The following is a 25963-nucleotide window of genomic DNA, read 5'->3' as shown; positions in this document are numbered from 1 at the left end:
GGCCAAAAATCCCCATAGGTTTTTCAAATACATCCATACGTTATAATAATGTTAGGAATGCTGTTAAAATGGGACTTACTTGCTATATTTGCTTTCTATTTAGATTAATTTCAAATAACCATGATAAAGGTTTCGGATACCGCCAGGCAAAAAGTCCTGACCCTTATGCAGGAAGAAGGTTTCGACGGCACTGTGGATTATGTGCGCGTCGGAGTTAAAAGTGGCGGGTGCAGTGGATTGTCATATGAACTCGGGTTCGATCGGGAAATCGGTGAAACCGATAAGATTTTTGAAGATAATGCGGTTCGCATTATTGTGGACAAAAAGAGTTTCCTCTATCTCGTCGGAACAACCCTGGAGTATTCCGGAGGGTTGAACGGCAAGGGGTTTGTCTTTAATAATCCGAATGCTGAACGCACCTGCGGGTGCGGGGAGAGTTTTTCCCTTTAAGCGGCGTCAGGAACAACTTAGATCAAAGGCGTCTCAAGCAGGCGTTTAATGTAATTGTGAGCACATGGCCTATACAGAAGAAGAATTAAAGAAGGAACTCGAAACCAAGGAATACGAATACGGGTTCTACACCGATATTGAATCGGATACTTTTCCCAAGGGTTTGAACGAGGAAATTGTGATCGCCATTTCCAAAAAGAAAGAAGAGCCCGAATGGATGACTGCGTGGAGGCTGGAATCTTTTCGAATCTGGAAAGAGATGGTAGAGCCGGAATGGGCAAACGTCCATTATGTCAAGCCGGATTTCCAGGCCATTTCCTATTATTCTGCTCCGAATAAAAAGCCAAAATACAATAGCCTTGATGAAGTGGATCCGGAATTGCTCGATACCTTCAGCAGGCTGGGTATTTCGCTGGATGAACAAAAGAAATTGGCCGGGGTAGCGGTCGACGTGGTGATGGATTCGGTTTCCGTGGCTACCACATTTAAGAAAACACTTGCCGAAAAGGGGATAATCTTCTGTTCCATTTCCGAAGCTATTAAAGAGCACCCGGAACTCGTTAAGAAGTACATCGGTTCGGTAGTACCCCAGAAAGACAACTTCTACGCAGCTTTAAATTCAGCGGTCTTCTCGGACGGTTCTTTCTGTTATATTCCCAAAGGTGTGCGTTGTCCGATGGAACTCTCTACTTATTTCCGGATCAACCAGGCAGGAACCGGACAATTCGAAAGAACCCTGGTCATCGCCGATAAAGGCAGTTATGTGAGTTACCTCGAAGGTTGCACAGCTCCTTCAAGAGATGAAAACCAACTGCACGCCGCAGTTGTGGAACTCATTGCCCTTGACGACGCGGAAATTAAATATTCAACGGTACAGAACTGGTTCCCGGGCGACAAAGAGGGCCGGGGCGGTGTATATAACTTCGTTACAAAACGGGGTCTTTGCGAAACCAATGCCAAGATTTCATGGACCCAGGTCGAAACGGGTTCCGCCATCACCTGGAAGTACCCTTCCTGTATCCTCAAGGGGGATAATTCCATAGGGGAATTTTATTCTATTGCCGTAACAAACAACCACCAACAGGCCGATACCGGAACCAAAATGATCCACCTGGGTAAGAATACGCGGAGTACTATTATTTCCAAGGGGATTTCCGCGGGTAAATCTCAGAACAGCTACAGAGGCCTGGTGCAGATAAATTCAAGAGCTGAAAATGCGAGGAATTTTTCACAGTGCGATTCGCTCTTAATGGGCAATGAATGTGGGGCACATACCTTTCCTTACATCGAAGCTAAAAACCAGACGGCACAGGTTGAACACGAAGCCACTACGAGCAAAATCGGGGAGGATCAGATCTTTTACTGCAATCAGAGAGGGATCGATACCGAAAAAGCGATCGCCCTGATCGTAAATGGCTTTAGTAAGGAAGTCTTGAATAAGCTGCCGATGGAATTTGCGGTAGAAGCCCAGAAACTATTAGAAATCAGTCTGGAAGGATCTGTAGGATAAAGTCTCTTCTATGAAAATACTCACTTATATCGCACTTTGGACTGTATTGCTTACGGCTTTGTTTACGGCTTGCAAGGGAACTGCTGAAGACAAAAAGGAGATCGCCCAGGCAGTGGATGAAAAACCCGAAATCCGCCTCTACACTTTCGATGGGGGCACCGTACAGGTAAACAAGCTGGAATTGTTTTCCCAGGATTCGGTGTATCGGGGAAAGTCAAAGGAATTCGCCAATGCTTTTTACGTGATTCAGCACCCCAAAGGCAACCTGATGTGGGATGCAGGTTTACCGGAGGCACTTGTTCCCATGCAGGAACCCTTTACCTCCCCCGACGGCAACTTTACGGTTTCCCGGTCAGATTCGGTTCAAAACCAGCTTGCCAAGGCGGGAATGACAATGGAAGACATCGACTACATCGCCCTGTCGCATACCCACTTTGACCACAGTGGGCACGCCGCACGCATGGAACATTCCCTCTGGCTGGTTCAAAAAGCAGAATACGATTTTATTACGAGTCCGGAAATCCAAAAATCCTATCCGAATGAATACAATGCCGTTAAAGATATCGGGGATCTCAAAAAAATCGAAGGGGACCACGATGTTTTTGGCGACGGCTCGGTGGTTATAAAATTAATGCCAGGCCATACTCCGGGGCATTCGGTACTTTATCTGGATTTAAAAGAACACGGGCCAATATTGCTTACCGGGGACCTGTATCACCTGTATGCCAACCGTAAAAACAAACGCGTCCCGATATTCAATTACGACGTGAAGCAAACATTGGAGAGCATGGATCGCTTCGAAAGGTTTGCAGAAGAAACAGGAGCTGAAGTATATCTCCAACATCAAAAAGAGGATTTTGACAAAATGCCAAAGGCACCAAATTTTTTAAACTAACTGCTATGTTAACAATAAAGAACCTGCACGCTGGTGTGGACAACAAGAAAATTCTAAAGGGGATCAATCTGGAGGTAAACCCCGGAGAAATCCACGCAATTATGGGCCCAAATGGTTCCGGGAAAAGTACGCTTGCCTCGGTTATAGCAGGTAAAGAGGATTTCGAGGTAACTCGCGGGAAAATCATATTCGAAGGAGAGGACCTGGATGAAGTTGCTCCTGAAGAACGCGCTCATAAAGGCATCTTCCTTTCATTCCAATATCCGGTTGAGATCCCCGGCGTCTCGGTGACCAATTTTGTGAAGACAGCCATAAATGAAACCCGGAAAGCCAGGGGACAGGAGGACATGCCGGCCAACGAGATGCTCAAACTCCTGAAAGAGAAAGCTGAAATGCTGGAAATCGATCGCAAATTCCTTTCGCGATCCCTGAATGAAGGATTTTCAGGAGGCGAGAAAAAACGGAATGAAATCTTTCAGATGGCCATGCTGGAGCCCCGCCTTGCTGTGCTGGATGAAACAGATTCAGGCCTGGATATCGATGCCTTGAGAATCGTTGCAAACGGGGTGAATAAACTGCGAAGCAAAGACAATGCTGTGATCGTAATCACCCATTACCAGCGCTTGCTGGATTATATCGTACCGGATTTCGTACATGTGATACACGATGGTAAAATCGTTAAGTCGGGCACAAAAGATCTCGCCCTGGAACTTGAAGAAAAAGGTTACGACTGGATCAAACAGGAAGCAGTACTCTAATTCACACGGCAACTGGTGCCCATTAAATGAAGGATCAATGGAATTAAAGGATAAACTCATCGCCTCTTTTATGGCTTTTGAAAATGAGGTGGACCTCACGCATCCGGTACACGAAATACGTTCTGAGGCGCTTAGGAATTTTGAGGCAAAAGGCTTCCCGGGAAGGAAGTCCGAGGCCTGGAAATACACCTCTCTTGAACGCCTGCAGAAGATAGATTTCAGCCTGTTTCCCAGGCAGGATAATGCCCTGGAGTACCGGGATGTCAAAAAGTACTTCCTGCATGAAATAGACACCTATAAAATCGTGTTTATCGATGGGGTTTACAGTTCATACCTTTCTGAGACCACGCATGATGGAGTGGATATTTGCCTGATGAGCGCAGCCCTCACCAAGCCTATGTATAAACCCATCATCGATGTCTACTTCAATAAAGTTGCCTCCAGGGAAGATTCACTGGTGTCCTTAAATACAGCTTTCGCCAGAGAGGGTGCATTTATCTATGTCCCCAAGAACAAAGTGCCTCGCAAACCCGTCGAGATCCTTCATTTCTCAACAGGTAGTGAAACAGCTCAAATGCTTCAGCCGAGAAATTTGATCGTGACTGAAGAGAACGCGGAACTGCAGGTCATTGAAAGGCACCAAAGTCTGACCGACAACGAGGTCCTGACAAATTCCGTCACTGAAATCTATGCAGGTAAAGATGCCATTGTGGATTACTACAAGGTCCAGAATGACAGGGAAACTGCAAGCCTGATCGACAACACCTACATCGACCAGAAAGGGAAAAGTCATGTGAGTGTCCACACCTTCTCCTTTGGCGGTAAACTCACCCGAAACAACCTGAATTTCTATCAGGATGGAGAGCATATTGATTCTACCCTGAAAGGCGTAACCCTGTTGGGAGAGAAACAACACGTGGACCATCACACCCTTGTCCACCATCAGCAGCCAAATTGCGAAAGCCATCAGGATTATAAAGGAATCTACGGTCAACGTTCAACAGGGGTGTTCAACGGAAAAATCATCGTTGATAAAATCGCACAGAAAACAAATGCCTTCCAGCAGAATAACAATTTACTGATCAGCGATAAAGCCACGGTGAACACAAAACCGCAACTCGAAATCTTCGCGGATGATGTGCGTTGTTCACATGGATGTACCATTGGCCAGCTCGACAAGGAAGCGCTTTTTTACCTCCGTGCGCGGGGGATCCCTGAGAAAGAAGCTTCGGCTCTGATGATGTATGCCTTTGCCAACAATGTTCTGGAAAGCGTGCGCATTCAAGAGCTCAAACAGCGAATCAATAAATTGATCGCCCAAAAACTAGGTGTTAATCTCGGATTTGAACTTTGAGGACATCGCTTAAAAAGGGAATCCCGATAGTTTTATCCGGGGACCGAATGAGACCCTTCGAATTGTCCTCGCACCGGTTTGTTAAAAGTATCGTTACAGGATCCCTTTATTTCCGAACTTAATGCATCCCATGCTGAACGTTGCTGAAATACGAAAAGATTTTCCCATTTTAGGACGTCAGGTTCACGGACAGCCCCTGGTTTACCTGGACAATGCAGCCACTTCCCAGACGCCCCAGCAGGTGATCGATGTGATCGTAGATTACTACTCACGTTACAATGCCAATATCCACAGGGGCGTGCACAGTCTTTCACAGGAAGCTACAGATGCTTACGAAAAAGCGCGGATCACCATTCAAAAACATTTCAACATCCAGCACAGCCACGAGGTCATCATGACCTCCGGGACTACGCACGGAATCAACATGGTCGCCTCCGGATTCACCTCCTTCCTGAACCCGGGAGATGAAATTTGGGTCTCCGCTATGGAGCACCACTCCAATATTGTGCCCTGGCAAATGTTGTGTGAACGCACGGGGGCAGAGCTGCGGGTGATTCCAATGAATACCACAGGGGAGCTGGTACTGCAGCCCTTTTATGAAGAATTGTCCGAGCGGACACAATTGGTTTTCTGCAACCATATCTCAAATGCGCTGGGCACCATAAACCCTATTGAAGAAATTATTGAAGCTGCCCACGAAGTAGGCGCCGCAGTCCTTATTGACGGGGCACAGGCAGCACCCCATATTAAGGCAGACCTGCAGGCCCTTGATGTCGATTTTTACACCATATCAGCTCACAAAATATGCGGTCCGACAGGGGTTGGGGCCCTCTACGGAAAGACGGAATGGCTCGAAAAACTGCCGCCTTACCAGGGTGGAGGAGAGATGATTGCCGAGGTGAGCTTTGAAAAGACGACTTACGCCGGGCTGCCGCATAAATTTGAAGCAGGGACACCTAATATTTGCGGAGGGATTGCCTTTGGGGCTGCACTGGACTACCTCAACGCCATAGGCATGGATCGAATCGCGGCTTACGAAACGGAACTGCTGCAATACGCGACTTCAGAATTATTGAAGATCAATGGTCTGAGGATATACGGCGAAGGCACAAATAAGACTTCCGTGATCTCATTTAATCTTGAGGGCATTCATCCATACGACGTGGGAACCCTTCTCGATCAGATGGGAATTGCAGTACGCACAGGACATCATTGCGCACAGCCCATTATGGATTTTTATCAAATCCCAGGGACTGTTCGCGCGAGTTTTGCCTTCTACAATACCCTATCGGAGGTAGATAGACTGGTAGAAGGGGTTAAAAAAGCCGCCCAGATGCTTTCATGAATGCATTTCAGGAGGGAAGAAATCTGTACCCCTTGAAAATAGGCCTATCATGTCGTAATTTTGACAAAAATTATAAAGATGCAGATCGAAGCGATTCAGGAAGAAATTGTCGATGAATTTTCCATGTTTGACGATTGGATGCAGCGGTACGAATACATGATTGAACTCGGAAAATCCCTGCCCAAAATCTCGGATGAATTCAAGACAGACGACCACCTGATCAAAGGCTGTCAGAGCAAGGTTTGGGTTCATGCAGACATGGAGGATGGGAAAGTCGTTTTTACTGCCGACAGTGATGCCATAATCACAAAAGGCATCATCGGTATCCTGATCCGCGCTTTCAGCAACCAGAAACCTGCAGATATTCTCAGTGCTAAAACAGATTTTATTGACGAGATCGGACTTAAAGAGCATCTTTCCCCCACACGTGCAAACGGGCTTGTCAGCATGATCAAACAACTGAAGCTCTACGCTTTGGCTTACCAGGCTAAAATAGAATCCTGAGTAAACCTAAACCTTTAAAAAAGAATCCATGGAATCAGAAACCACAATAGACACTCAGGAACTCGGCGAAAAAATCGTAAGGGTACTCAAGACCATTTACGACCCGGAAATCCCTGTGGATATTTATGAGTTGGGATTGATCTACGATGTCTTTGTAAATGAGGACCTCGAAGTTCGGATCCTTATGACGCTAACCTCTCCGAACTGCCCGGTGGCTGAAACGCTTCCTGTAGAAGTTGAGGAAAAAGTCAAATCCCTGGATCTGGTTAAGGATGCCGAGGTGGAAATCACCTTTGACCCGCCCTGGACACAGGAATTGATGAGCGAAGAAGCCAAACTGGAACTCGGCATGCTCTGATAACTTCAGGTATGGAAAAAGAAATCGTCAACCGCGTAGCGAAAAGTAAATTAACCACCCTGGACCTGGAAACCTTCTATCCCAGGGGGCCCCGTTTTGAGATTGATTTGAGCCAGTGGCTGGATGAAGGCCTCATCTTAAGGGAAACCCCATTCCGGAATGCACTGAAAGAACATCAATGGGAATCCTATAAAGACGGGTATGTGGCAGTTCACTGCAGTACTGACGCCATTGTTCCTGTTTGGGCCTATATGTTGGCCGGTAATTACCTCAAGGGCATCGCCCGGGAAACGGTCGTCGGATCCCTTGAAGTTCTGGAAACCATTCTTTTTCGGGAAGCTCTTAGCACAATTGATCTCGAATCCCTCAAAGACCGCCCGGTAATCATCAAAGGGTGTAGCAATGTTCCGGTACCTGCCTCGGCCTATGTCTGGGCAATCCAGCGAATCCAGGAAGTTGCAAAATCCGTAATGTTCGGCGAGGCGTGTTCCTCTGTTCCTTTATTTAAAAGAACCTGAAGCAAAAATCTAATTCACTAGTTTCCCTATCTTTGAGACCGTTATGAAAAACTTTAAAAGATGAAAAAACTCGTATTCGTATTTACTTTTCTTATAGCCGGAGTATCCTCATACGGCCAGACGCTGGAAGAACTCAAAGAAGCTAAAAAAATAAAAGAAGATTCCGTCAGTGCCATTGAGGGGCGAATCGGAGATTTGGAATCTCAGATCAATGCATTTCCAGGATGGAAATTCGGCGCATTCGGAACGATCGGTGCGAGTATTTCTGAATTTAATAATTGGTATGCGCAACAGAATCCGAACAACTCCGCAGGGCGAATTGGTATCACAATAAACCCGTATGCCAAATTGGATCGGGATAAGTACTTCTGGTATACCAATGCTCAGATAAACCTGGGTTGGGTCAAATTCGACGACAAAGATGACCCGGACGATCAGAACGGGTACAGGCAATCTAATGACGTATTTAATATCACCTCACTTTTCGGGTATAACCTGACAAATAAAATAGCGGCTTCAACCTTAATGGAGTACCGCTCAACGATACTGAGTAATTTCAACGACCCCGGCTATCTCGATTTAGGGGTGGGTATCACCTGGAAGCCGATAGATGGCCTGATCATTGTCGCACACCCTGCCAACTACAACTTCGTGTTCAGCAACGACAATGCTATTTTCGAATCTTCTTTCGGTGCAAAGTTGCTGGCGAATTACAGTAAATCCATCGGGAAATTTAATTGGAAATCCCAGTTCTCAGCCTTTGCCAGTTATAAAGACAGCAACCTCTCCAACTGGACCTGGACGAATAATTTCGCCTACAAGGTATGGAGAGACATTGGCCTCGGGTTTGAATTCGGACTTCGCGACAATAAACAGGAAGCCCTTAATTATGAAATCAATACCCTGGGAAATACAGGAGCTACTTTTGACAACATCGACAACAAGCTTCAGACCTATTGGCTTTTCGGCCTGACGTATGATTTCTAGTTTTAGACGTATTCAGGCGGAGTATTATTGCTTTTAGGGATTCGCCAAGCACATGCACAACAGTTCTAAAAACAGAATGTTTCTAGGAGTGTTCATGACACTCCTTTTTGCATGCCCAGTTTTTGGCCAAAGCCAGATGGAAACGGATTCCATCCGTTGGAACAATTGGAATTTTCGTGTAAGCCCGTATATCTGGGCTATCGGCTTTAAAGGAGAGCTCGTCCGACCGCCACAACCTACTAATATTCCGGAACCTCATCCTCGAAAGCGAAGCGATTACACCCCTGGAGATACTGCTTCAGGATAATGTCGTCAAACTAACGTATTTCGGCGGGGATCTCGAAGCGGGGTACAGGGTGTTTAAAAATCCCAAGCTTGAGATTGACGCCCTGGCGGGTTTGAAATTCTTCTACTTTGGCGTGGATCTGGTATCGACTGTCGGCGGCTCCAGGGATGTCGAAGGGGCAAGAGATCGGGGCTGGATTGATCCCGTACTGGGTGCAAATATCAGGTATAATCCTTCGAAGAAATTCGGTTTTGTAGGGTATGCAGATTTCGGAATACCCGTATTCGGGACGGATGGATCTTTTCAGTTTATCGGGGCGGCACAGTACCACTTCACCAAGACCTTTTACACCTCCCTTGGGTACAGAACTTATTCCCTGGAAATTCCTGAAGAGGATGCTATTTTTAATGGTAATTTAAGAGGGTTTATTCTGCACATCGGTTTCCAATTCTAAGAATGGAAACGCAATAATTATATAACTCCCGAACTCCTAATAGGTGTCCTATGGCTCCTCCTGCGTATATTCGTCGAGGTGCTCCGGATATAAGAAATTGTTGTAAGGAAACCTGCTGATGTGGATTTTTCGAACTTCCCGGTAAACTGTTTTCCGGAATTCATCCAGGTTTTCCCTGTTCAGGGCCGAAATAAAAACCGCATTCCCCCCCATTCTGTGCATCCAGGTCTTTCGCCATTCTCCCATCGAATAATGCCTGCTCGTCCGGGGGGTTATCAGATCGTCCTCATCCAATGTTTCCGGCTTATACAGATCGATCTTATTGAAAACCATGACGGTCTGCTTATCCGCACATTTTATCTCGGAGAGGATCTGATTTACAGACGCAATATGGTCCTCAAAACTCGGATGAGAGATGTCTACGACGTGCAATAACAAATCCGCCTCCCGAACTTCATCGAGTGTACTCTTAAAACTCTCAACCAGTTGAGTTGGGAGCTTTCGGATAAATCCAACGGTATCACTCAGTAAGAAGGGCAAGTTTCCAAGCACTACTTTTCGTACCGTGGTGTCCAGGGTTGCAAAAAGTTTGTTCTCCGCAAAGACCTCACTTTTGCTGATCACGTTCATCAGCGTGGATTTCCCAACATTGGTATAGCCTACTAGGGCTACCCGGACCAGAGATCCACGGTTGCCTCTTTGGGTTTCCATCTGTTTATCAATACGGGTGAGTTTCTTCTTCAGAAGAGAAATCCGATCACGTACAATCCTGCGGTCAGTTTCTATTTCCGTTTCTCCAGGCCCCCGCATTCCGATACCCCCGCGCTGGCGTTCAAGGTGTGTCCACAAACCCGTTAGTCTTGGGAGCAGGTATTCATATTGGGCCAGCTCCACCTGGGTCCGTGCGTAGCTCGTGCTCGCGCGCTGCGCAAAAATATCCAGGATCAGCCCGGTGCGGTCCAGAATCTTCCTGCGTAGCTGTTTTTCGATATTCCGTTGTTGTACCGCACTAAGTTCATCGTCAAAGATTACGGCTCCCACATCGTTTTCCCTGACGAATTCTTCGATTTCTGCTATCTTCCCACTACCTACAAAAGTTTTTGGATTGGGGGTGTCCACACGCTGTATAAAGCGTCCTACAACTTCCCCTCCGGCGGTATAGGTTAAGAACTCGAGTTCATCCAGGTATTCCCTGAGTTTCTCTTCAGGTTGTTCCCTGTTGAGAATCCCAACAAGTACAGTACGTTCGTAAGAAATTGTCTCTTTGTCCAGCATAGAACCTCGATCTTTTACAAAGCTACGGAATCAGGATCAAGTCTTTTGTATTTTTGAATAATCCCCCTCTTAAATTTTATGCAATGAGTGACGACAGGGAAAACAACCTTTTGGTTGGCTTTTATAATCTGGAGAATTTATTTGACCCGGAAAACCAGCCGAATGTCCTCGATGACGATTTCACGCCCAATGGACATAAACATTGGACCCCGAAACGGTATGAAAAAAAATTACGGCATATTGGTAAAACCATTTCGCGTCTGGGGAGTCTGAGCAGAGTCGAGTATCCCGTCCTGATGGGGCTTGCCGAATTAGAAAACGATAAGGTGCTGGATGACCTGCTGGAAATGGAATCCATGAAGAAAAATGGCATGGACTTTATCCACCACGATTCTCCGGATGAACGCGGTATCGACAATGCACTACTCTACCACCGGGATTTTTTTGAGCCTGAGCACTGCCAGCCCATACCAGTTATAATCTACAATGATGATGGAGGTCGGGATTACACCCGCGATATCACTTACGTGCGTGGTAACCTGAATGGGGAACGTTTACACATATTCGTAAATCACTGGCCATCCCGCAGAGATGGCGCAGAGCGGACCGATTCTAAGCGAATAGCGGCAGCCACAACAATTCTATCCTTTATGGAATCCCTGGAAATGGAAGAAGAAAACCCAAATTATGTGATCATGGGGGATTTTAACGATGGTCCGGATTCCAGGAGCATCCGACACCTGATGAGTCAGAAACCGCTGTATAATCCCATGGAAACCCTGCAAAGCCCAGATAGGGGAAGTGCAAACTACAGGGGGGAGTGGTCTGTATTTGATCAGATCATACTCTCACGTTCCTTTCTGAAGACCTCTCCGGGAACCCATACCTTCGATCAGGCAGATATTTTTGACGAACATTTCCTCCAGGAATGGAAACGACCCTATAAAGGCAAACCCTTCAGAACCTTTGTGGGGAAGAAATACCTGGGGGGCTATTCAGATCACTTCCCTGTATACGTCCTTCTCCGTTATTACGACCTGCCGTAGATCTTTATATACTGTTTAGTATGTTTTAATTGTCTCTTAAAAGGGACTTCTCCCCTATACTTCAAAAAGACCTGGGCCTTATTGAAGCCGGCTAGCGCATAGCACCTGGCAATCCCTTCAAAATCCCTTGCTTCATAATATACCGATCGGACTTAGTCGTCGTCCAGATCTTGTTAAGGTGCAGGAATGCCCGGAATATAGGCCAGCATCATCAGAGAGGCATAATGCTTAAAATCGCCGAATTTCCATAAAATGGAGCAAAATGATGTATTGCTCTAATCTGAGATAAGGGTCAGCTCAAAGAAGCCCTTATTTTATGTCTTATCAAGACAGGCCCGTGTGATTTATCTTGAAGACAGGTTTATTTCAGATTTTGAAAAATCAAAGAAACCGGCAAATACATCCAACTGGTCAATGTCGCCCTCGGCAGTGCCGTTACCATTATTAATCGCATCTTTCACACGTCCCTTACCCAGGACGAAATCGTATACCACATTGCTCGGGATATTAACTACCAGATCGGCATCATCAGGAACGTACTCATAAAAGGCAGCTATGCCATTTCGTACATGAAAGCCATACTTTTCATTCCGGTCTGTAATATTAAATCCTATTTTAAAGTCGGCATCTGTTGCCTTGGAGGCGTTAATTTTTACCCGAAGGTTTTCCAGAATGGTTCCGATCCCGAATTGTTGAATAATGACAGGGTTTGCAAAATCAAACGCGCCTGATTTGTCAAGTGTTTCATCGAGTTCTTTTGCCCCTGAAAGGGCAAAATTCCTGTAATAAATATTCGACTGATCATAGCCCCATTCTTGCATCGCCTTAGCTTTCACTTTTCGCGCGTCCGAATCTTCCGGGTTAGAACGTATTAAGTGAGTAGTAATTTCCATCGCCCATCCATAGTCCCCGGCATCAATTGCCTGATTGGCAATTTTAAGGACATTGTCGCGTCCCCCCATGGCCGAAACGTAGAGTGCTGCCTTTCGCTTAAAGGAAGGGGTTGCGAGTTCGGTGGCATCGCCAGAATACCAGCCTAAATAACCATTATAAACATTTCTGACAACGTGTTCCACACTACCGTAAAACTCCTGCAACCAGGGGTCTTTTTTTAGGTTTTCAGGCAACTTTACCAGTTCTACCAATTCCTCCGGGGTTGCCCCCTGATTCATGTAATAAATAGATTGATCGTGGGTAAACTGAATGGCATCTCTGTAGTTTTGGATTCGTTCCACGATAAAGCCATTTCCAACCCATGATCTCATATGAGAATGACTGTAACTGTCACTCATCTTTGCATAGTCTAATAGGTTATCTACTCCTTTATACCACTTGACCAGGTCCCGGTATTTCGTTCCCCTCAAAGTGTAAAGATTCGGATATGATTCTCCCTGAATCGTTTCAGAACCGTGCACATGCTTTAGATCCGGAAAATAAACATCTATTTCGTCTTCTGCATCACCATAGGCCTCAAACAAAACCATTTTCACGCCAGAAACTTCTGCTTCCAGTTTTCCGGTAACAATATCTGTTGGACGGTAAAAGGAAATTTTACCCCCGGCGAAGGTAGGACCCAAACCAGCATGTACGAGCCCCTTTTCATTCTGGCCCAAATAGGTTGCCCCACCGTAAGCTGTGCGCTCTGTAAGAATAGCGCCAACCACACTGGCATCATTGGCCAGGTACTCCATGAACTGATGATGGGCGAATATTTTTACTTCACCTTTGTTGACCTGCTCTTGTGTAACTCCCATTCCCGCAGAACCAAATGAGTGATCAGGATGCCTGTGCGTATAAACCACAGCCTTAACAGGTAGTTGGATATTTGTTTCTTTCCTAAAATCACCTAGTATTCGCCCCGAAGCCTCGTCACTTTCTCCTGGGTCCACAACAATCAATCCATCATCACCCACTACAATCAACGTAGATGTCAACTGCCAGCCAGCCATTAAAAAGGCTTTATCCTTTACAGGTTCATAAATGGTTTTGGGCATTTGCTTGCCAAAAGACGTCATTCTGTCGTTTATGAATTCACTGTCTTCAGTTATGGCATAATTGTCAAACCTGGCGCGAATGGGAGCCAGATTTTTTAATATTTCTTCATCTGCATAGGGTTCAACCTCCATTTGGACATTGTGATCAATTACTTCCGGATCCAGCAAGTCACTGTCAAAAGATTGATTCTCATTACATCCCAAAATGGTAATAAAAGCAAACAGGCAAACCAATTTTTTCATCATTTATGTTTTTTTTAAAAATTACCGATAACAAACCAAAATAGTAATAAATAGGATCTTATGAAAGCACTAATCCCGACTCGCGACTCCAATCATTTATATTCAAGGGTCCTGCTGTTTAAAATAAACAAAGCCTATCCTCCCTGAATTGCAGGCTATCGGGTATTTCATACCTGAACCTGAACGATTTGGTCTTCAGTCAATAATGGCTCATTTCGCAGCCTTAAAAACACCTGTGCCACGGTGACCACATCCCTTTCGCAGTAATGGACGATACGTTCCAGATCATTTTCTTCATAAAATACCTCCCTGACCATGCTCCCGTCAATATCTTCTTTTGGGGAGGGTATTCCCAGCACGTAAGCCATGAGTTTTAAAGAGGTGTAGTGCTTAAAATCACCTAATTTCCAGAGATCGGTTTTTTAATATCTGAACTAGCAATTATTTCCATGGGAGTCAATGACCGTGTAAAAGCAAATCAATAGAGTCAAATGATTCGTACATAGAAAAAGCATGAGGTCCCTTCACCATGAAAGAAATCTCATAAATAAGAATTCATCATCTCCGTTTTTTACTTCCAAAAACTGCCCCCAATGCCATTCCTGCGATTGCTCCAATCGGTATTCCAATAATTCCAAATAAAATAGCCCCTATAGATTCTCCTCCTGTATACCCTTGGGAAAGGCCAATACTAAATCCAATAATTCCGCCGGCCAGGCCGCCTAATAATAAACCGCCAGAGGCGAATGCGCATCCATAGCCTTTATTCCTGCCCAGCTCCTGAGGATTGATATTTTGCTGTTCTGTGCGGGATGTCTGATCTGACACAGCAGTCTTGGGATATGAGCTTTGGTTTTCGGGTTGATTCGGTTCAATGCCCCTGATGTCTCCGGACCCGGGTCCATACATATTAGGACCCGCATTTCCTTCCTGAAGACACAAAATTAAAACGATTATAAACCCGATGAAGGGTATTAAAGCAAGAAATACTAACGCCCCTTGCTTCCCGGTATCATGCACTCTTCTGGTCATAATCGCCAAGGTGGGGATGAGTATAAACAGACTATATATATAAAAGAAAAATTCTCCAATAAGACTTAACGCAACAGGAATAATTAAGAGTCCAAATAGTGCGAACATCCAAAATTCTATTCGACTCGATCTGCCTTGGAAAACTGCATAGTTTTTAATTGCTTCTAAAAAATACTTCATAAAGGGCTAAAGTGGTATTTGGTAGTTGATGTGTTTTTCATTCCTGGCAACTCTTATAATTGCCAACAATGAGATTTAGCTAGTACCTACGGAACTTTTATATAACCTAAAAACTACAGCAAATATTGTAAGCACATTACATGCACAAACCACGAACCTAGTTAGCCAGAGTAATTCCCTACTATTCTTTATGAAAAATACATTACGAGCTTGCGGGAGGATTAATCTTAAATCTAAAAGATTTAGTCTTCAGTCAATAACACATCCTGGGGATGGAATACCCAGAATATACGCTAGTAACTTCAGGAAGGTGTAGTATTTAAAGTCTCCGAATTCCCAGAAGTATAATTTTTAAACACTAACTACGAAGCGTATCCTTTCTATACTGCTCTTGATTTAGCAACAGTCAAAATAAACGGTCGTTTTAGTGCCGTTTATTTATTGTTGTGAGTTTTTTAATTCTTCCAGATAGTGATGGATGTTTTGTTCTTCTCTAAAAATCGAATTTTTATAGTCTACATTATATTTTTCAAGAATCATGGAAATGTTATAACCCATTGGATAATAATATCTATTGTTAAAGATGTCCGATAGGTTTTTGTCTTTTGAAACCTCATACCCTTTAAACATATTGGTGATACCTTCCTTATCTTCTTGCGTCAAGAAAGCTGCTTCAGGAACATTTTTAGATAGATATCTTTTAACTAATGATTCAAAATATCTTGCTTGTCCTTCAATTGTGATTTCGTAATCTTCAGCAATACGAATGTCAACATCGTATTCCCTTTTTATTCTTTCAATCCTCTGATTACGAAGTGAATTATATTTATTGAGATTTTGAATTAAGTCAGCTTCATCAATCCAAATTTCCTTCAACAGCTCATTTTCTTGTTTAACGCTTTCTTTATACCACTCAAGATCTTGGTGATAAGAACCAAGGAAATTATCAGGCCCTCCAGGCATATGTTTCGACACTGTTTCGGCATATTCAAACATTTCTGGGATTGACCATTCATATGAATGAAATAGCTCGTGAATAACCATAATTGACCAATCTTGAATATCAACAAGGTCGTCTTGAAGGAATTTTTTGGTCAATTCAAAACTCTGGAAATATAAAACGGGTTGCATGTAGGCAAAGGAAGTACTGTCACTAGTCATACCATTATTAAACTTCAGGCTGGTTGTATCTGTATACGTTTCCGATAGTTTGATGACCGGTACTTTATTGAAAGATAGCTCTTGTGGTCGATCGGTAATTTTACGAATATGTTCGTTGGGGTTAAGTACGAAGGCATTTTCTTTACTGTAATATACTACCGGTGCATAAAAATCATTTTCTGCGAAGTCAGGCCAATGCTCCTGTGCTACTTCATTTTTGATGTTTATTAAATAGCTTAAATGTCTGAAATAGCTTTGGTCCATTAAGGATTTATCCTCCTCTATATTTTTTTTAGTGTCTGCACAAGACAGTGTAACGAGTAGGATGGTTGTAAATAGAATTTTCTTCATAATGTATAGTTGTGAACCTTCAAATAAACATAATTATATCTCTTTAAGTTAAGGGAAGTATTTAAATGTTTCTAAACATAAACGATCTGGTCTTCCGTCAAGAGCTCCTCATTCCGAAGCCTTAAAAACACCTGTGCCACGGTGACCACATCCCTTTCGCAGTATTTGGTAATCCGTTCCAGATCATTTTCTTCATAATATACCTCCCTGACCATGCTCCCGTCAATGTCCTCCTTGGGAGAAGGTACCCCCAATACGTAGGCCAGTAACTTCAGGGAGGTGTAATGCTTGTAATCACCAAACCGCCAGATGTCTAATTTTTAATAACTAAAAAAACAAAAATTTCAATGAAGGTGAATACTGGTGTGCATTAAATCGGATGAATTATAGACTCCAATAAAGTAAGATCAGATGTATTGTTCTTATGGCTGTTTTTGGTTTTATTACTCATTTTTTATTCTCTGGTCGTATTCCGAAAATCAATAAATAGCCTATCATCCAGAACTCACCTATTGTAGCAGGTATAGTTAGGATGCCTACCCATGAACCTGAAACACCTGCGTACCTTATGGCTGTACTAATCAAATAACCAAAACCTCCTATTATCAAAGTTCTGCCTAACCAGACAGGCATTCTTTTTGAGCTAGTAATGATGTAGCCCATAGGGATAAGCCAAAGACCAAAGAATAGGCCTCCTATATTCCAGGAGTTGGAGATCAAATTATTAAGTAAGTCAATTAATACAACTTTATCTTCCATCACTCCGGAAGACAGGCCAATTTTAATGGCAGCACCCATAGATATGGCACTAACCATAATTACAACGGCATTCACAGTTCCCCAAATTCCAGTTGCCAGGGCGGCCCACTCATTGATGTTGCGGAATAATCTGTAAAACCAGATGGCGGCTAGTGCTTGAGAGAGAATGATTGCAAATTCTAGCAGCAGGCGAAGGCGTGCAAGGGATTCTCCTTCTACCAAATTGTTAAGTGTTTGCTGGGGGTCCGCAGTATAAACCTGTTTATGAAATACCATAAATCCTAAAATGCCTGAAATGGCCAACATTAGGTACCAGATTCCAGCAGTTCTTGCTGTAGCAACTAACGGACTTTGTTTATCATTTGCAATCATAGTAATAGGTATTCGTTCTTTTGCGGATTAGATATAAATGTTATCTGTTGATCATGCAGATTCACCCCTCGGCCATTTCCATGCCTGTGAAATGATCAGGGCGAATATCAGAAGTTCTACCAGGTTGAATAAAATATAGAATGTATGCCACTCATAACCGATATTAGAAACGATAATCAGAATTGAAATACTCGCATATAGGAATGCAGTTACAAGGTTTAACCATTTATTGATTTGCGCTGTTAAAAAGACGGATAGAAATATCATCAGGGCCGGAACAATCAAAATCAGAGAGAATATCACCAATAGCCCCGGCGATGTTGGTCCCATTGGTGTTTGCATCTCTATCATTCGCTCCAGTTTACCTGGGGTCATTAGCTGAAAATAGTCGGCATAGATGTACAGGAACATCAATGAAGCCCAAAGAAAGGCTAGTTTGATTTTTATGTTGATTCTGTAATCCGTCAATGATTTAGGCCTGGAGCTTTTTGTACTCAATCTTGTTTGACTTTATAGTTGGTTTTAAGTTATGACGTTTAACGGGGAGCAATGTTACAGACTTGCTCGATTCATTTAGACCTCAGATCTCTTTTTATATTGTAGTAATTGATGATTTATTTGTGAAGAACAATTCACGGTCTGGTGGAATACTTCTAAATATAGACTATTTCGGCTTCCGTCCACAATTCCTCATTCCGCAGCCTTAAAATGATCTGGGCCACGGTAATCACATCCTGTTCGCAGTATTGAATAATGCGATCCAGGCCTTTTTTTCATAAACAAATTGCAGGGCGGCAAATTCTATCTGAATAAGATTGCCTTGTCAGGGTAGATAACAAGAATGTAGCTGTCCTAAACCTAATTATGTTTTACTCGCTTAAAAACTTAATTTTTTGACATATTTTTTAGATCGTCTTTAGCTTTTGTTACGGCATCTTCCAGATTCACTCCGTTTGTTAAAGATATCGCGAGATCCTTTGCCACCCGAGGATCTATTTCTATATCGGGACTCACTCCCTGGCCTTCGATTCTGCCTATTCGAAAAGAATAGTAATCGGCAATAGGAATTGATAGTTGCATATCCATTGGCAGATCATACATCTTTTGGGAAAGTACTTCCCCGCCAGTGGTTTCTCCTATAAGCGATACATTCTCTATATTGGCCAAGCCATCGGATGTTAACTCGGCCGCACTAAAGGCGTTATCACTGATCAAAACATACACCTGCCCATCGAAACGTGGAGCCATCGGCTGGATTTGGAGCCGGGTAAGCGGATTCTCTTGTGCGTCATTCCAGAAAGTTTGAATCGACCATCCCTGCCATGGTGTGAGGCCCAGGGTATTCTCCTTAATTGGAGGGTTTGAGTTACTGTTCCACCATTTCTGTGAAACAAATACGCCTATTTCCAGTGGATCCGAGATCAGATGGGCTATAAGTGGGATCCCGGCAAAAGTTCCCCCATCGTTATTTCTCAGGTCTACAATGAGATATTCAATGTCCCTCTTGTCAATCTCTTTATAGGCGTCTTCCACCCTTTCTTTCGTATCCACACCCATCATCGTATTTACCGTCAAAATGGCCGTATTCTCCATCCATTCCAACGACACGCTTTGATCGCCCACTCTCAGGGTATCAATGAATTTTGCTATTTCCTGAGCTGGCTGTTTCATGTTATCCAGACGCACATGCGAGAAAGGACCATTTTGCCATAACAAATTATACTCCCTAATAAACTCTTCTTTAGTTTGAGCAGTTTCTGCAAGGTTTTTCACCTCTTTTTCTAATTGCAGGTATTTATCTGTGGTTAACTCTTTGGGGTTATAATGAAAAGTGTTCATTAATACAGAAATACTATCTGCTACTTCTATTAAGTCTGCGTTTAGTGGCTTAAGTGGTTTTTCGGGAGATTTGTCCTTACAGGCATTAACTGCTGCAAAAATGAAAACTACAAGGAGTAGTTTAATCTTAGTGTAATTGGCACTCATAATCTTATATTTTTATTTTATCCAGCATTTGTTTGACATTGGCGTGATAACAATCTAATTTAAAAATGGCTTGACATATTCTTATGGCTTCGATCTTATTTTCATTCACAAGAAACCTATCGGCAAGGCTATCCCAAAACAAACAAAGCTTAAGCTAAAAGGTTTCTCATTTAAGGTTTATAGAGTCCTTTAGTTCTAATGCTGACGATATAACGATTGAGGAGGGTTGAAACGGGTATTGGATATTCATGCCCTGCCTATGATAAAAGACAAGGAGTTGTATGAAGTGTTACACTGTATTCCCTTTACTCTCTACAGGGTGGACGATGGGCAGCACCGGCTGGCTTAAAGCCTCTAAACATGAATGATTTGGTCTTCAGTCAATAATGGCTCATTTCGCAGCCTTAAAATGATCTGGGCCACGGTGACCACATCCCTTTCGCAGTAATGGACGATGCGTTCCAGGTTCTTCTCTTCATAGTAAACATCTCTTACCATGCTCCCGTCAATATCTTCTTTTGGGGAGGGTATTCCCAGCACGTAAGCCATGAGTTTTAGCGAGGTGTAGTGCTTAAAATCGTCGAATTTCCAGTGGTATAATTTCTAAAATATAAACAATCGACAGATTTATTTGTGGAGGTATGTTTGCATCTATCGGCTCAGGTTTGCACCTAAAACACTATTGGCATAGTTACATTTCTGTGTTTCCTATTGTTGCATCATTTTTCTAAATTTTCTTCTTAATCTGAAGGCATAAATTGAGGGCACTAGAGCAATCAACAAACCTATCAACAGGCCTTTTAAAACATACTTCATGGTTTGATTTGTATCAATGTCATGCCTGTGGTTCCAAAATTCCACGATTTTGCCGTTCTCAAACCGCAGGACATTGATGATCGGGATAGGTTTTGACCCGATAAATATTTTTCCTGTGAGGGTTTTGGGTTCATAACTGGCAATCCAGCGGGTAGCCACTAAATCTCCCTCTGCGATTTGAAAGTCAAACTTGGGTTTAAGATCCCCATTGGCCCAGAAAAAATCGGCGATATTCTTTTGTTCGACAGCGGGCTCTGTGACACCCTTTCGGTCCCCTATATCGTGAACTGTGTAAGTGTCAGCGACATATTTAATGTACTTATCGGTATTATTGCTGAACCAAAGGTCCTTGTAAAAATTCCCGGCAATTTCTTTGTTGATCTCAGTTTGCCCGGCCAGCGGATCCTGACTAATTGCTACGGCATTAATAGATAGACAAGAAAAAAGGATGAAGACTTTTTTATACATGATCTTTGAATTTTAAATTAACCCAAAGATGCCTCAGGTAAAGGTTATCTGGCTAATGAAAAAAGTCGAATTCCCAGTGCAAAAAGCCGGATTTCAAAAAGAAGAAGGCAGCCTCCCAAAAAACCGCTTAAACGCTGCGGTAAAATTTGAAGGATGAGAATAACCAAGTTTATAACTCAATTCAGTTACCGAATTTTTATTTTTCATTAGCTCTTCCCGGGCATACTCCATTCTAATCCGCTTTCGATATTGCAGAGGAGCCAGTCCAAAGACCAATTTGAATGATTCCTTAAACTTGGTTATACCCATATGCGCTTGCTTTGATAATTCTTCCAAAGAGGGAGTATTATCGTCAAGAGGATTCCTCAACAATGAAGAAACCTCCATAATGCGCTGGAGATCTTCAGGATGAAGTTTATCAATGCCACGTGGTCTTTGATGCTTAGATATTTTATCGAAAAAATGATCCAGGAAATTCAGGAGGTGGGCATGACAGGAAAGCTTATTATTCATGGTATTCAGAATATGAACTAGTGCTGTGCTCAATACATCATCTATATCTTCATAGGCTATATGCCGGTTTATATCAATTGATTTCCTTGTATCAGCCAAATATGATATTATAAACTCTTTATTAAATCGGATCGAAAGTACTTCTGTCTCAATTCCAGGAGGAATTAACGTATTCATTTCTAAGCCTGGTCCACAGAATAAAATACCGATGGGCAGGTTTCGCTGAAAGGATATAGTGTCATCACCAACTTTTTTTTGCTGGCTAAATTTGGAAAGATTAATATGTATCAACAACCAGTCAGAATCTATCGGATTGGTTGTGTGCATTTCTATAGGCTCTTTAAATTGAGTTGATCCGAAATGATACAGTTCTAAACAACCCGGGAACTCGATATAAATGCATTTGGCATTATTGGTGCCAATATCAGGATCAATTATGAATCCATTCTTAAGTTCTTGACCCCCCATCTTGTCTTTGAACTGACGATTAACATTATCGGATATAGAAATGTCGATTTTCATGGGTTAATAGAATTCCATAATTGAATGTAGTTAATAACCATATCTGTCATGAATAATAACTCAAGGGGAAGACGAAAATTCCTAAACATTGACGATTTGATCTTCCCTCAACAACCCCTCATTCCGCAATCTCAGGAAAACCTGCGCCACCGTAACTACATCCCTTTCGCAATACTCTACGATGCGCTCCAGGTCCTTCTCTTCATAGTACACATCTCTGACCATGCTGCCATCGATGTCTTCTTTGGGAGAAGGCACTCCCAATACATGGGCCAGTAATTTCAGGGAGGTGTAATGTTTGAAATCCCCAAACCGCCACAATTCCATGGTGTCGAGATGCGGGATCTCCCAAGGTTTTTTCCCAAACATAGACAGCTTCTGAGGCAATTCAATGCCGAGAATGATCATGCGGCGCGCCAAATACGGAAAATCAAATTCCTTTCCATTGTGCGCACACAAAAGATGTTGCCTGCCCCCGAAATGAGATTCCAATAATGCACTGAACTCCACGAGCAGTGTTTTTTCTTCACCCGTAAAACTGCGAACCCTGAAAGTTCGCCCGTCCTGGGTATGCAGAAAGAAGCCTACAGAGATGCATACTATTTTTCCGAATTCCGCCCAGATACCTGCCCTTTCATAGAACGCTTCCGGAGTGTATTCCTCCTTGCGCTGATATTGCGTCTTTAGTGCCCAAAGTTCCTGAGCCTCTTCGGGAAGCATCCCAAAATCAGATGCCAGGGGGACCGTTTCTATATCTAAAAAAAGAATATCGCCTAAAGGAATCCTCGAGATCATAGGTGTCGGATAAAGGGTTGAAGGTATCTTCTAAAACTGAATTTATACTTCGTTTAAAGGTGCGCTTTCCTGCCAAAATGGCCGTATCAGGTCAAAATTGGGGTTTCCGACCCCCTGGTCGGTATTTCAAACCCATTTTGGATTTCTGAGAGAAGAATCTCAGATATAGCGGAAGCTTTTTGCGCTAATCTGCTATATTATCCCAACAGGACACCTGATAAATCAGAAAACAAACTCCTCAGTTTGTTATTCAACTAAATAAAACAGTCTGCCTGGAAGGACTCTCATGGTTCAAAAGCCATTTTTTCCGATAAAGACCTCCGGCATAACCGGTTAGTGAGCCATCAGTTCCAATGACCCTATGGCAGGGAATCAGGATCCAAACAGGGTTTTTGGCATTGGCTCCAGCCACAGCCCGAACCGATTTAGGATCGCCCAATCGTTTTGCCAGTTCCAGATAGGAAATTCTCTGTCCAAAAGGAATTTCCAAAAGGGCAGCCCAAACTTTGCGCTGAAATGGGGTACCCTCCGGATGTAGTGGGATATCAAAGGTTTCACGAGATCCCTCAAAATACTCCCGAAGCTGCCTGCAGGCTGGTTCGAGGGCAGCTGGAACCACATGATTTGCGATCGCATCATCAGTAACACTTATTTCAGTGATTCCTTTGTGATCCCCAATGATACGGGCAGTCCCTAAAGGTGTGGGTATTGTAGCCTCGAGCATCAGCTTCTATTCAATTATCCCGGATCGCTTCGCGCGCTCTTCCCATTTACGCCTGGCCAGCAGTTGCAGGTCCTCCACATTATCACTCTCATCCATGATTTCGAGCCCGAGTAAGGTCTCTATCACATCTTCCATGGTCACGAGTCCGCTAACCGTACCGTATTCGTCTACTGCCAGGGCGATATGTTCGCGTTTGCGGATAAAAATTTCAAAAAGTTGGGGAATGGGCGTCTCCCGGTCCGTAACCAGCAAGTTCCTTTTGAGGTCCGAAAGGGGTTTGTGCCCGTTTTGTTCGATGATCGCTTCGAGCACGTTGTCCTTCAGGACAAAACCCGTGATAATATCTTCCCGCTCGCCATAGACAGGGATCCTGGAGAACCGGAGCCTGGGGTTCTCTTTGAAAAATGCCTCGATGGTCTGTTTTTCAGGAGCTATTTTCATCACGGTCCGCGGGGTCATCACATCTTTGACCAATACTTCTTCGAATTGCAGCAGGTTTTTAATCACCTTGGACTCAGATTCCTCAAAAACTCCCTCTTCATGGGCAATTTCGGCCATAGCAGAGAAGTCTTCCCTGCTCAGTACACTCCCATGGTGGCTTTTACCGATCAATCGGGTAAAGAGTTGCAGCAGCCACATCAACCCGGTAATCTTAAGCAGCCATACCATCCATTTGAGGACGACGGCCGAAAAATGGGCGAGCTGCTTCCAGTACGTTGCCCCGATGGTCTTTGGAATGATTTCGGAAGCAATCAGGATTAGCATTGTCATTGCAGTGGAGACAATCCCCACCATCAGGTCCTCAGTGACCTTTACTCCAAGGATCGTGCGTTCGGCCTGCCCATATAGTTCGGCATAGGCGACCTTAGCCTGCACACCAACGAGAATGGCACCGACGGTATGCGCAATGGTATTTAGGGTAAGAATGGCAATCAGTGGCTGGTCCACGTCCTTTTTGAGATCCTCAAGGGTTTTCGCATACTGCTTACCTTCCTTTTTTTTGATGTTGATAAACGTAGGGGTGATACTCAACAGAACAGCCTCCAGGATGGAGCACAAAAAGGAGAAAAAGACAGAAACAAATGCGTAGAGCAGCAGTAATCCCATAGTGGTTTCTTATACCTCCGAAGATACAATTAATACACTAATTCCAGGACATTCACCCTGTTGGGTTGTCATCAAAGAAATCCGAATAATTCCTCTTTCCTGCTGTACCCAGCTGGTAGCGCGGATCTGGATCCCTCAAGCCTCGTTTTATATACCGTTTAGTATTTTTAAAACTGTGGTTTCTGAACTACATAGGCTTTAACCTCTCAGAAGCCCGGCCACTTCCTTTGCGAAGTACGATGCGATAAGGTCTGCACCGGCTCTTTTTATAGCAGTCAACTGTTCCAGCATTACACTGTCGTGATCCAGCCATCCGCGGTCTGCGGCTGCTTTCAACATGGCGTATTCTCCCGACACCTGATATACGGCGATCGGAACATCAAACGCTTCGCGCAAATCCCTGACAATATCCAGATAGCACAATCCCGGCTTGACCATAACAATATCAGCGCCTTCTTCAATATCGGCAGCTGTTTCCAAAAAGGCTTCACGACGATTCCCGGGATCCATCTGATACGATTTCTTATCCGTCGGAGCATCTTCGCTACTGGATGGGGCCGAATCCAGGGCGTCGCGGAACGGTCCGTAAAAAGCACTGGCGTATTTTGCGCTATAACTCATTATCCCGGTGTTTTCAAAACCCTCAGAGTCAAGGGCTTGCCGGATTCCAAGAATACGGCCATCCATCATATCACTGGGGGCTACCATATCCGCCCCTGCCTGAGCATGTGAAACACTCATGGCGCAGAGCACCTCCACAGTCGCATCGTTCAGAATCTGCCCCCTATGAGCGATCCCGTCATGTCCGTAACTGGAGAAGGGGTCCAAAGCGACATCTGTCATAACCAGCATCTGGGGACAGGCATCCTTTACCGTTTGGATCGCCCGCTGCATCAACCCTTCCGGATTCAGGGCCTCTTTGCCTGTATTATCCTTAAGCGCATCGGGGACTTTTACAAAAAGTAATACTGCTTTTAACCCCAAATCCCATAATTCTGTGGCTTCTTTGCGCAAATTATCAAGGCTTAATCTGAAATATCCCGGCATGGAGGGGATCTCCTCTTTGATTCCCTTACCCTCAACCACAAAAAGTGGTGTTAAAAAATCGTCGGGGGTTAGGCTGGTTTCCCTTACCAAAGCGCGGATGGCAGGGTTCTGTCGCAATCTTCGGTTCCTTCTAAGTAGATCCATGGCTTTTGT

The 25963-nt window shown here is 43.9% G+C and carries 25 protein-coding genes and 3 pseudogenes; 12 read left to right on the top strand and 16 right to left on the bottom strand.

Annotation, left to right across the window (positions count from 1 at the left end; genetic code table 11):
• Positions 1–120: 120 nt before the first annotated feature.
• From QU605_RS00900 to QU605_RS00850, 11 genes are all read left to right on the top strand, one after another.
• Positions 121–450, top strand: a complete 330-nt coding sequence (locus QU605_RS00900) for a HesB/IscA family protein (protein WP_289723374.1) — start codon at positions 121–123, stop codon at positions 448–450.
• 64 nt (positions 451–514) lie between these two features.
• The gene (sufB, locus tag QU605_RS00895; RefSeq protein WP_289723373.1) at positions 515–1960 is read left to right on the top strand and encodes a Fe-S cluster assembly protein SufB; all 1446 of its coding nucleotides are present in this window, start codon (positions 515–517) and stop codon (positions 1958–1960) included.
• A gap of 10 nt (positions 1961–1970) precedes the next feature.
• On the top strand, positions 1971–2855 hold the full coding sequence (locus QU605_RS00890; RefSeq protein WP_289723372.1) for an N-acyl homoserine lactonase family protein: 885 nt from the start codon (positions 1971–1973) through the stop codon (positions 2853–2855).
• Positions 2856–2860: 5 nt separating this feature from the next.
• Entirely contained in the window at positions 2861–3613 is a 753-nt protein-coding gene (gene sufC, locus QU605_RS00885; RefSeq protein WP_289723371.1) for a Fe-S cluster assembly ATPase SufC, read from the top strand.
• A gap of 37 nt (positions 3614–3650) precedes the next feature.
• Positions 3651–4967 carry a Fe-S cluster assembly protein SufD gene (sufD, locus tag QU605_RS00880; RefSeq protein WP_289723370.1) on the top strand — a complete coding sequence of 439 codons (1317 nt, stop codon included), beginning with the start codon at positions 3651–3653 and terminating at the stop codon, positions 4965–4967.
• A gap of 130 nt (positions 4968–5097) precedes the next feature.
• Positions 5098–6312: an aminotransferase class V-fold PLP-dependent enzyme gene (locus QU605_RS00875; protein WP_289723369.1), complete on the top strand. Its 1215-nt coding sequence runs from the start codon at positions 5098–5100 to the stop codon at positions 6310–6312.
• Positions 6313–6390: 78 nt separating this feature from the next.
• On the top strand, positions 6391–6816 hold the full coding sequence (locus QU605_RS00870; RefSeq protein WP_289723368.1) for a SufE family protein: 426 nt from the start codon (positions 6391–6393) through the stop codon (positions 6814–6816).
• A 28-nt stretch (positions 6817–6844) separates the two neighbouring features.
• A complete protein-coding gene (locus QU605_RS00865) occupies positions 6845–7174 on the top strand; it encodes an iron-sulfur cluster assembly protein (protein WP_289723367.1) in 330 nt (109 codons plus the stop codon).
• Positions 7175–7185: 11 nt separating this feature from the next.
• Entirely contained in the window at positions 7186–7692 is a 507-nt protein-coding gene (locus QU605_RS00860) for a DUF2480 family protein (RefSeq protein ID WP_289723366.1), read from the top strand.
• A gap of 60 nt (positions 7693–7752) precedes the next feature.
• Positions 7753–8679, top strand: a complete 927-nt coding sequence (locus QU605_RS00855) for a DUF3078 domain-containing protein (protein WP_289723365.1) — start codon at positions 7753–7755, stop codon at positions 8677–8679.
• A 356-nt stretch (positions 8680–9035) separates the two neighbouring features.
• On the top strand, positions 9036–9419 hold the full coding sequence (locus QU605_RS00850; RefSeq protein WP_289723364.1) for a hypothetical protein: 384 nt from the start codon (positions 9036–9038) through the stop codon (positions 9417–9419).
• Positions 9420–9467: 48 nt separating this feature from the next.
• On the opposite strand, the gene hflX is transcribed toward QU605_RS00850, so the two are convergent.
• The gene (gene hflX, locus QU605_RS00845; protein WP_289723363.1) at positions 9468–10694 is read right to left on the bottom strand and encodes a GTPase HflX; all 1227 of its coding nucleotides are present in this window, start codon (positions 10692–10694) and stop codon (positions 9468–9470) included.
• Between the two features lie 83 nt (positions 10695–10777).
• Here hflX and QU605_RS00840 point away from each other — a divergent pair, with 83 nt between their 5' ends.
• Positions 10778–11740 carry an endonuclease/exonuclease/phosphatase family protein gene (locus tag QU605_RS00840; protein WP_289723362.1) on the top strand — a complete coding sequence of 321 codons (963 nt, stop codon included), beginning with the start codon at positions 10778–10780 and terminating at the stop codon, positions 11738–11740.
• Between the two features lie 344 nt (positions 11741–12084).
• Here QU605_RS00840 and QU605_RS00835 read toward each other — a convergent pair whose 3' ends face one another.
• The 15 genes and pseudogenes from QU605_RS00835 to hemB all read right to left on the bottom strand — a co-directional run bounded on the left by QU605_RS00835 (position 12085) and on the right by hemB (position 25954).
• A complete protein-coding gene (locus QU605_RS00835) occupies positions 12085–13980 on the bottom strand; it encodes an alkyl sulfatase dimerization domain-containing protein (RefSeq protein WP_289723361.1) in 1896 nt (631 codons plus the stop codon).
• Positions 13981–14144: 164 nt separating this feature from the next.
• A pseudogene (locus QU605_RS00830) lies at positions 14145–14393 on the bottom strand (3'-5' exonuclease); the annotation flags it as partial.
• Positions 14394–14535: 142 nt separating this feature from the next.
• The gene (locus QU605_RS00825; RefSeq protein WP_289723360.1) at positions 14536–15189 is read right to left on the bottom strand and encodes a DUF805 domain-containing protein; all 654 of its coding nucleotides are present in this window, start codon (positions 15187–15189) and stop codon (positions 14536–14538) included.
• A 438-nt stretch (positions 15190–15627) separates the two neighbouring features.
• Entirely contained in the window at positions 15628–16701 is a 1074-nt protein-coding gene (locus QU605_RS00820) for a hypothetical protein (protein ID WP_289723359.1), read from the bottom strand.
• Positions 16702–16772: 71 nt separating this feature from the next.
• A pseudogene (locus QU605_RS00815) lies at positions 16773–17018 on the bottom strand (ribonuclease H-like domain-containing protein); the annotation flags it as partial.
• A 130-nt stretch (positions 17019–17148) separates the two neighbouring features.
• The gene (locus tag QU605_RS00810) at positions 17149–17832 is read right to left on the bottom strand and encodes a DUF4386 domain-containing protein (protein ID WP_289723358.1); all 684 of its coding nucleotides are present in this window, start codon (positions 17830–17832) and stop codon (positions 17149–17151) included.
• Positions 17833–17883: 51 nt separating this feature from the next.
• Positions 17884–18330: a DUF6326 family protein gene (locus QU605_RS00805; protein ID WP_289723357.1), complete on the bottom strand. Its 447-nt coding sequence runs from the start codon at positions 18328–18330 to the stop codon at positions 17884–17886.
• 387 nt (positions 18331–18717) lie between these two features.
• Positions 18718–19818: a S41 family peptidase gene (locus QU605_RS00800; RefSeq protein WP_289723356.1), complete on the bottom strand. Its 1101-nt coding sequence runs from the start codon at positions 19816–19818 to the stop codon at positions 18718–18720.
• A gap of 354 nt (positions 19819–20172) precedes the next feature.
• Positions 20173–20409, bottom strand: a pseudogene (locus QU605_RS00795) (3'-5' exonuclease); the annotation flags it as partial.
• A 117-nt stretch (positions 20410–20526) separates the two neighbouring features.
• Positions 20527–21102, bottom strand: a complete 576-nt coding sequence (locus QU605_RS00790) for a nuclear transport factor 2 family protein (RefSeq protein WP_289723355.1) — start codon at positions 21100–21102, stop codon at positions 20527–20529.
• A gap of 93 nt (positions 21103–21195) precedes the next feature.
• Entirely contained in the window at positions 21196–22137 is a 942-nt protein-coding gene (locus QU605_RS00785; RefSeq protein ID WP_289723354.1) for a helix-turn-helix domain-containing protein, read from the bottom strand.
• Positions 22138–22218: 81 nt separating this feature from the next.
• Positions 22219–22932, bottom strand: a complete 714-nt coding sequence (locus QU605_RS00780) for a 3'-5' exonuclease (RefSeq protein WP_289723353.1) — start codon at positions 22930–22932, stop codon at positions 22219–22221.
• 250 nt (positions 22933–23182) lie between these two features.
• Complete coding sequence (locus tag QU605_RS00775; protein WP_289723352.1) at positions 23183–23656, bottom strand: methylated-DNA--[protein]-cysteine S-methyltransferase; 474 nt, start codon at positions 23654–23656, stop codon at positions 23183–23185.
• Between the two features lie 6 nt (positions 23657–23662).
• Positions 23663–24763 (bottom strand): CNNM domain-containing protein, encoded by a 1101-nt coding sequence (locus tag QU605_RS00770; protein WP_289723351.1) that lies wholly within the window; start codon positions 24761–24763, stop codon positions 23663–23665.
• Between the two features lie 198 nt (positions 24764–24961).
• Positions 24962–25954: a porphobilinogen synthase gene (gene hemB, locus QU605_RS00765; protein ID WP_289723350.1), complete on the bottom strand. Its 993-nt coding sequence runs from the start codon at positions 25952–25954 to the stop codon at positions 24962–24964.
• Between the last annotated feature and the right edge of the window lie 9 nt (positions 25955–25963).

This window comes from Robiginitalea aurantiaca, assembly GCF_030380815.1.
GTDB lineage: Bacteria > Bacteroidota > Bacteroidia > Flavobacteriales > Flavobacteriaceae > Robiginitalea > Robiginitalea aurantiaca.
The sequence above is the reverse complement of the archived record's forward strand: the minus strand, read 5'-3'. Positions and strand labels throughout refer to the sequence as shown.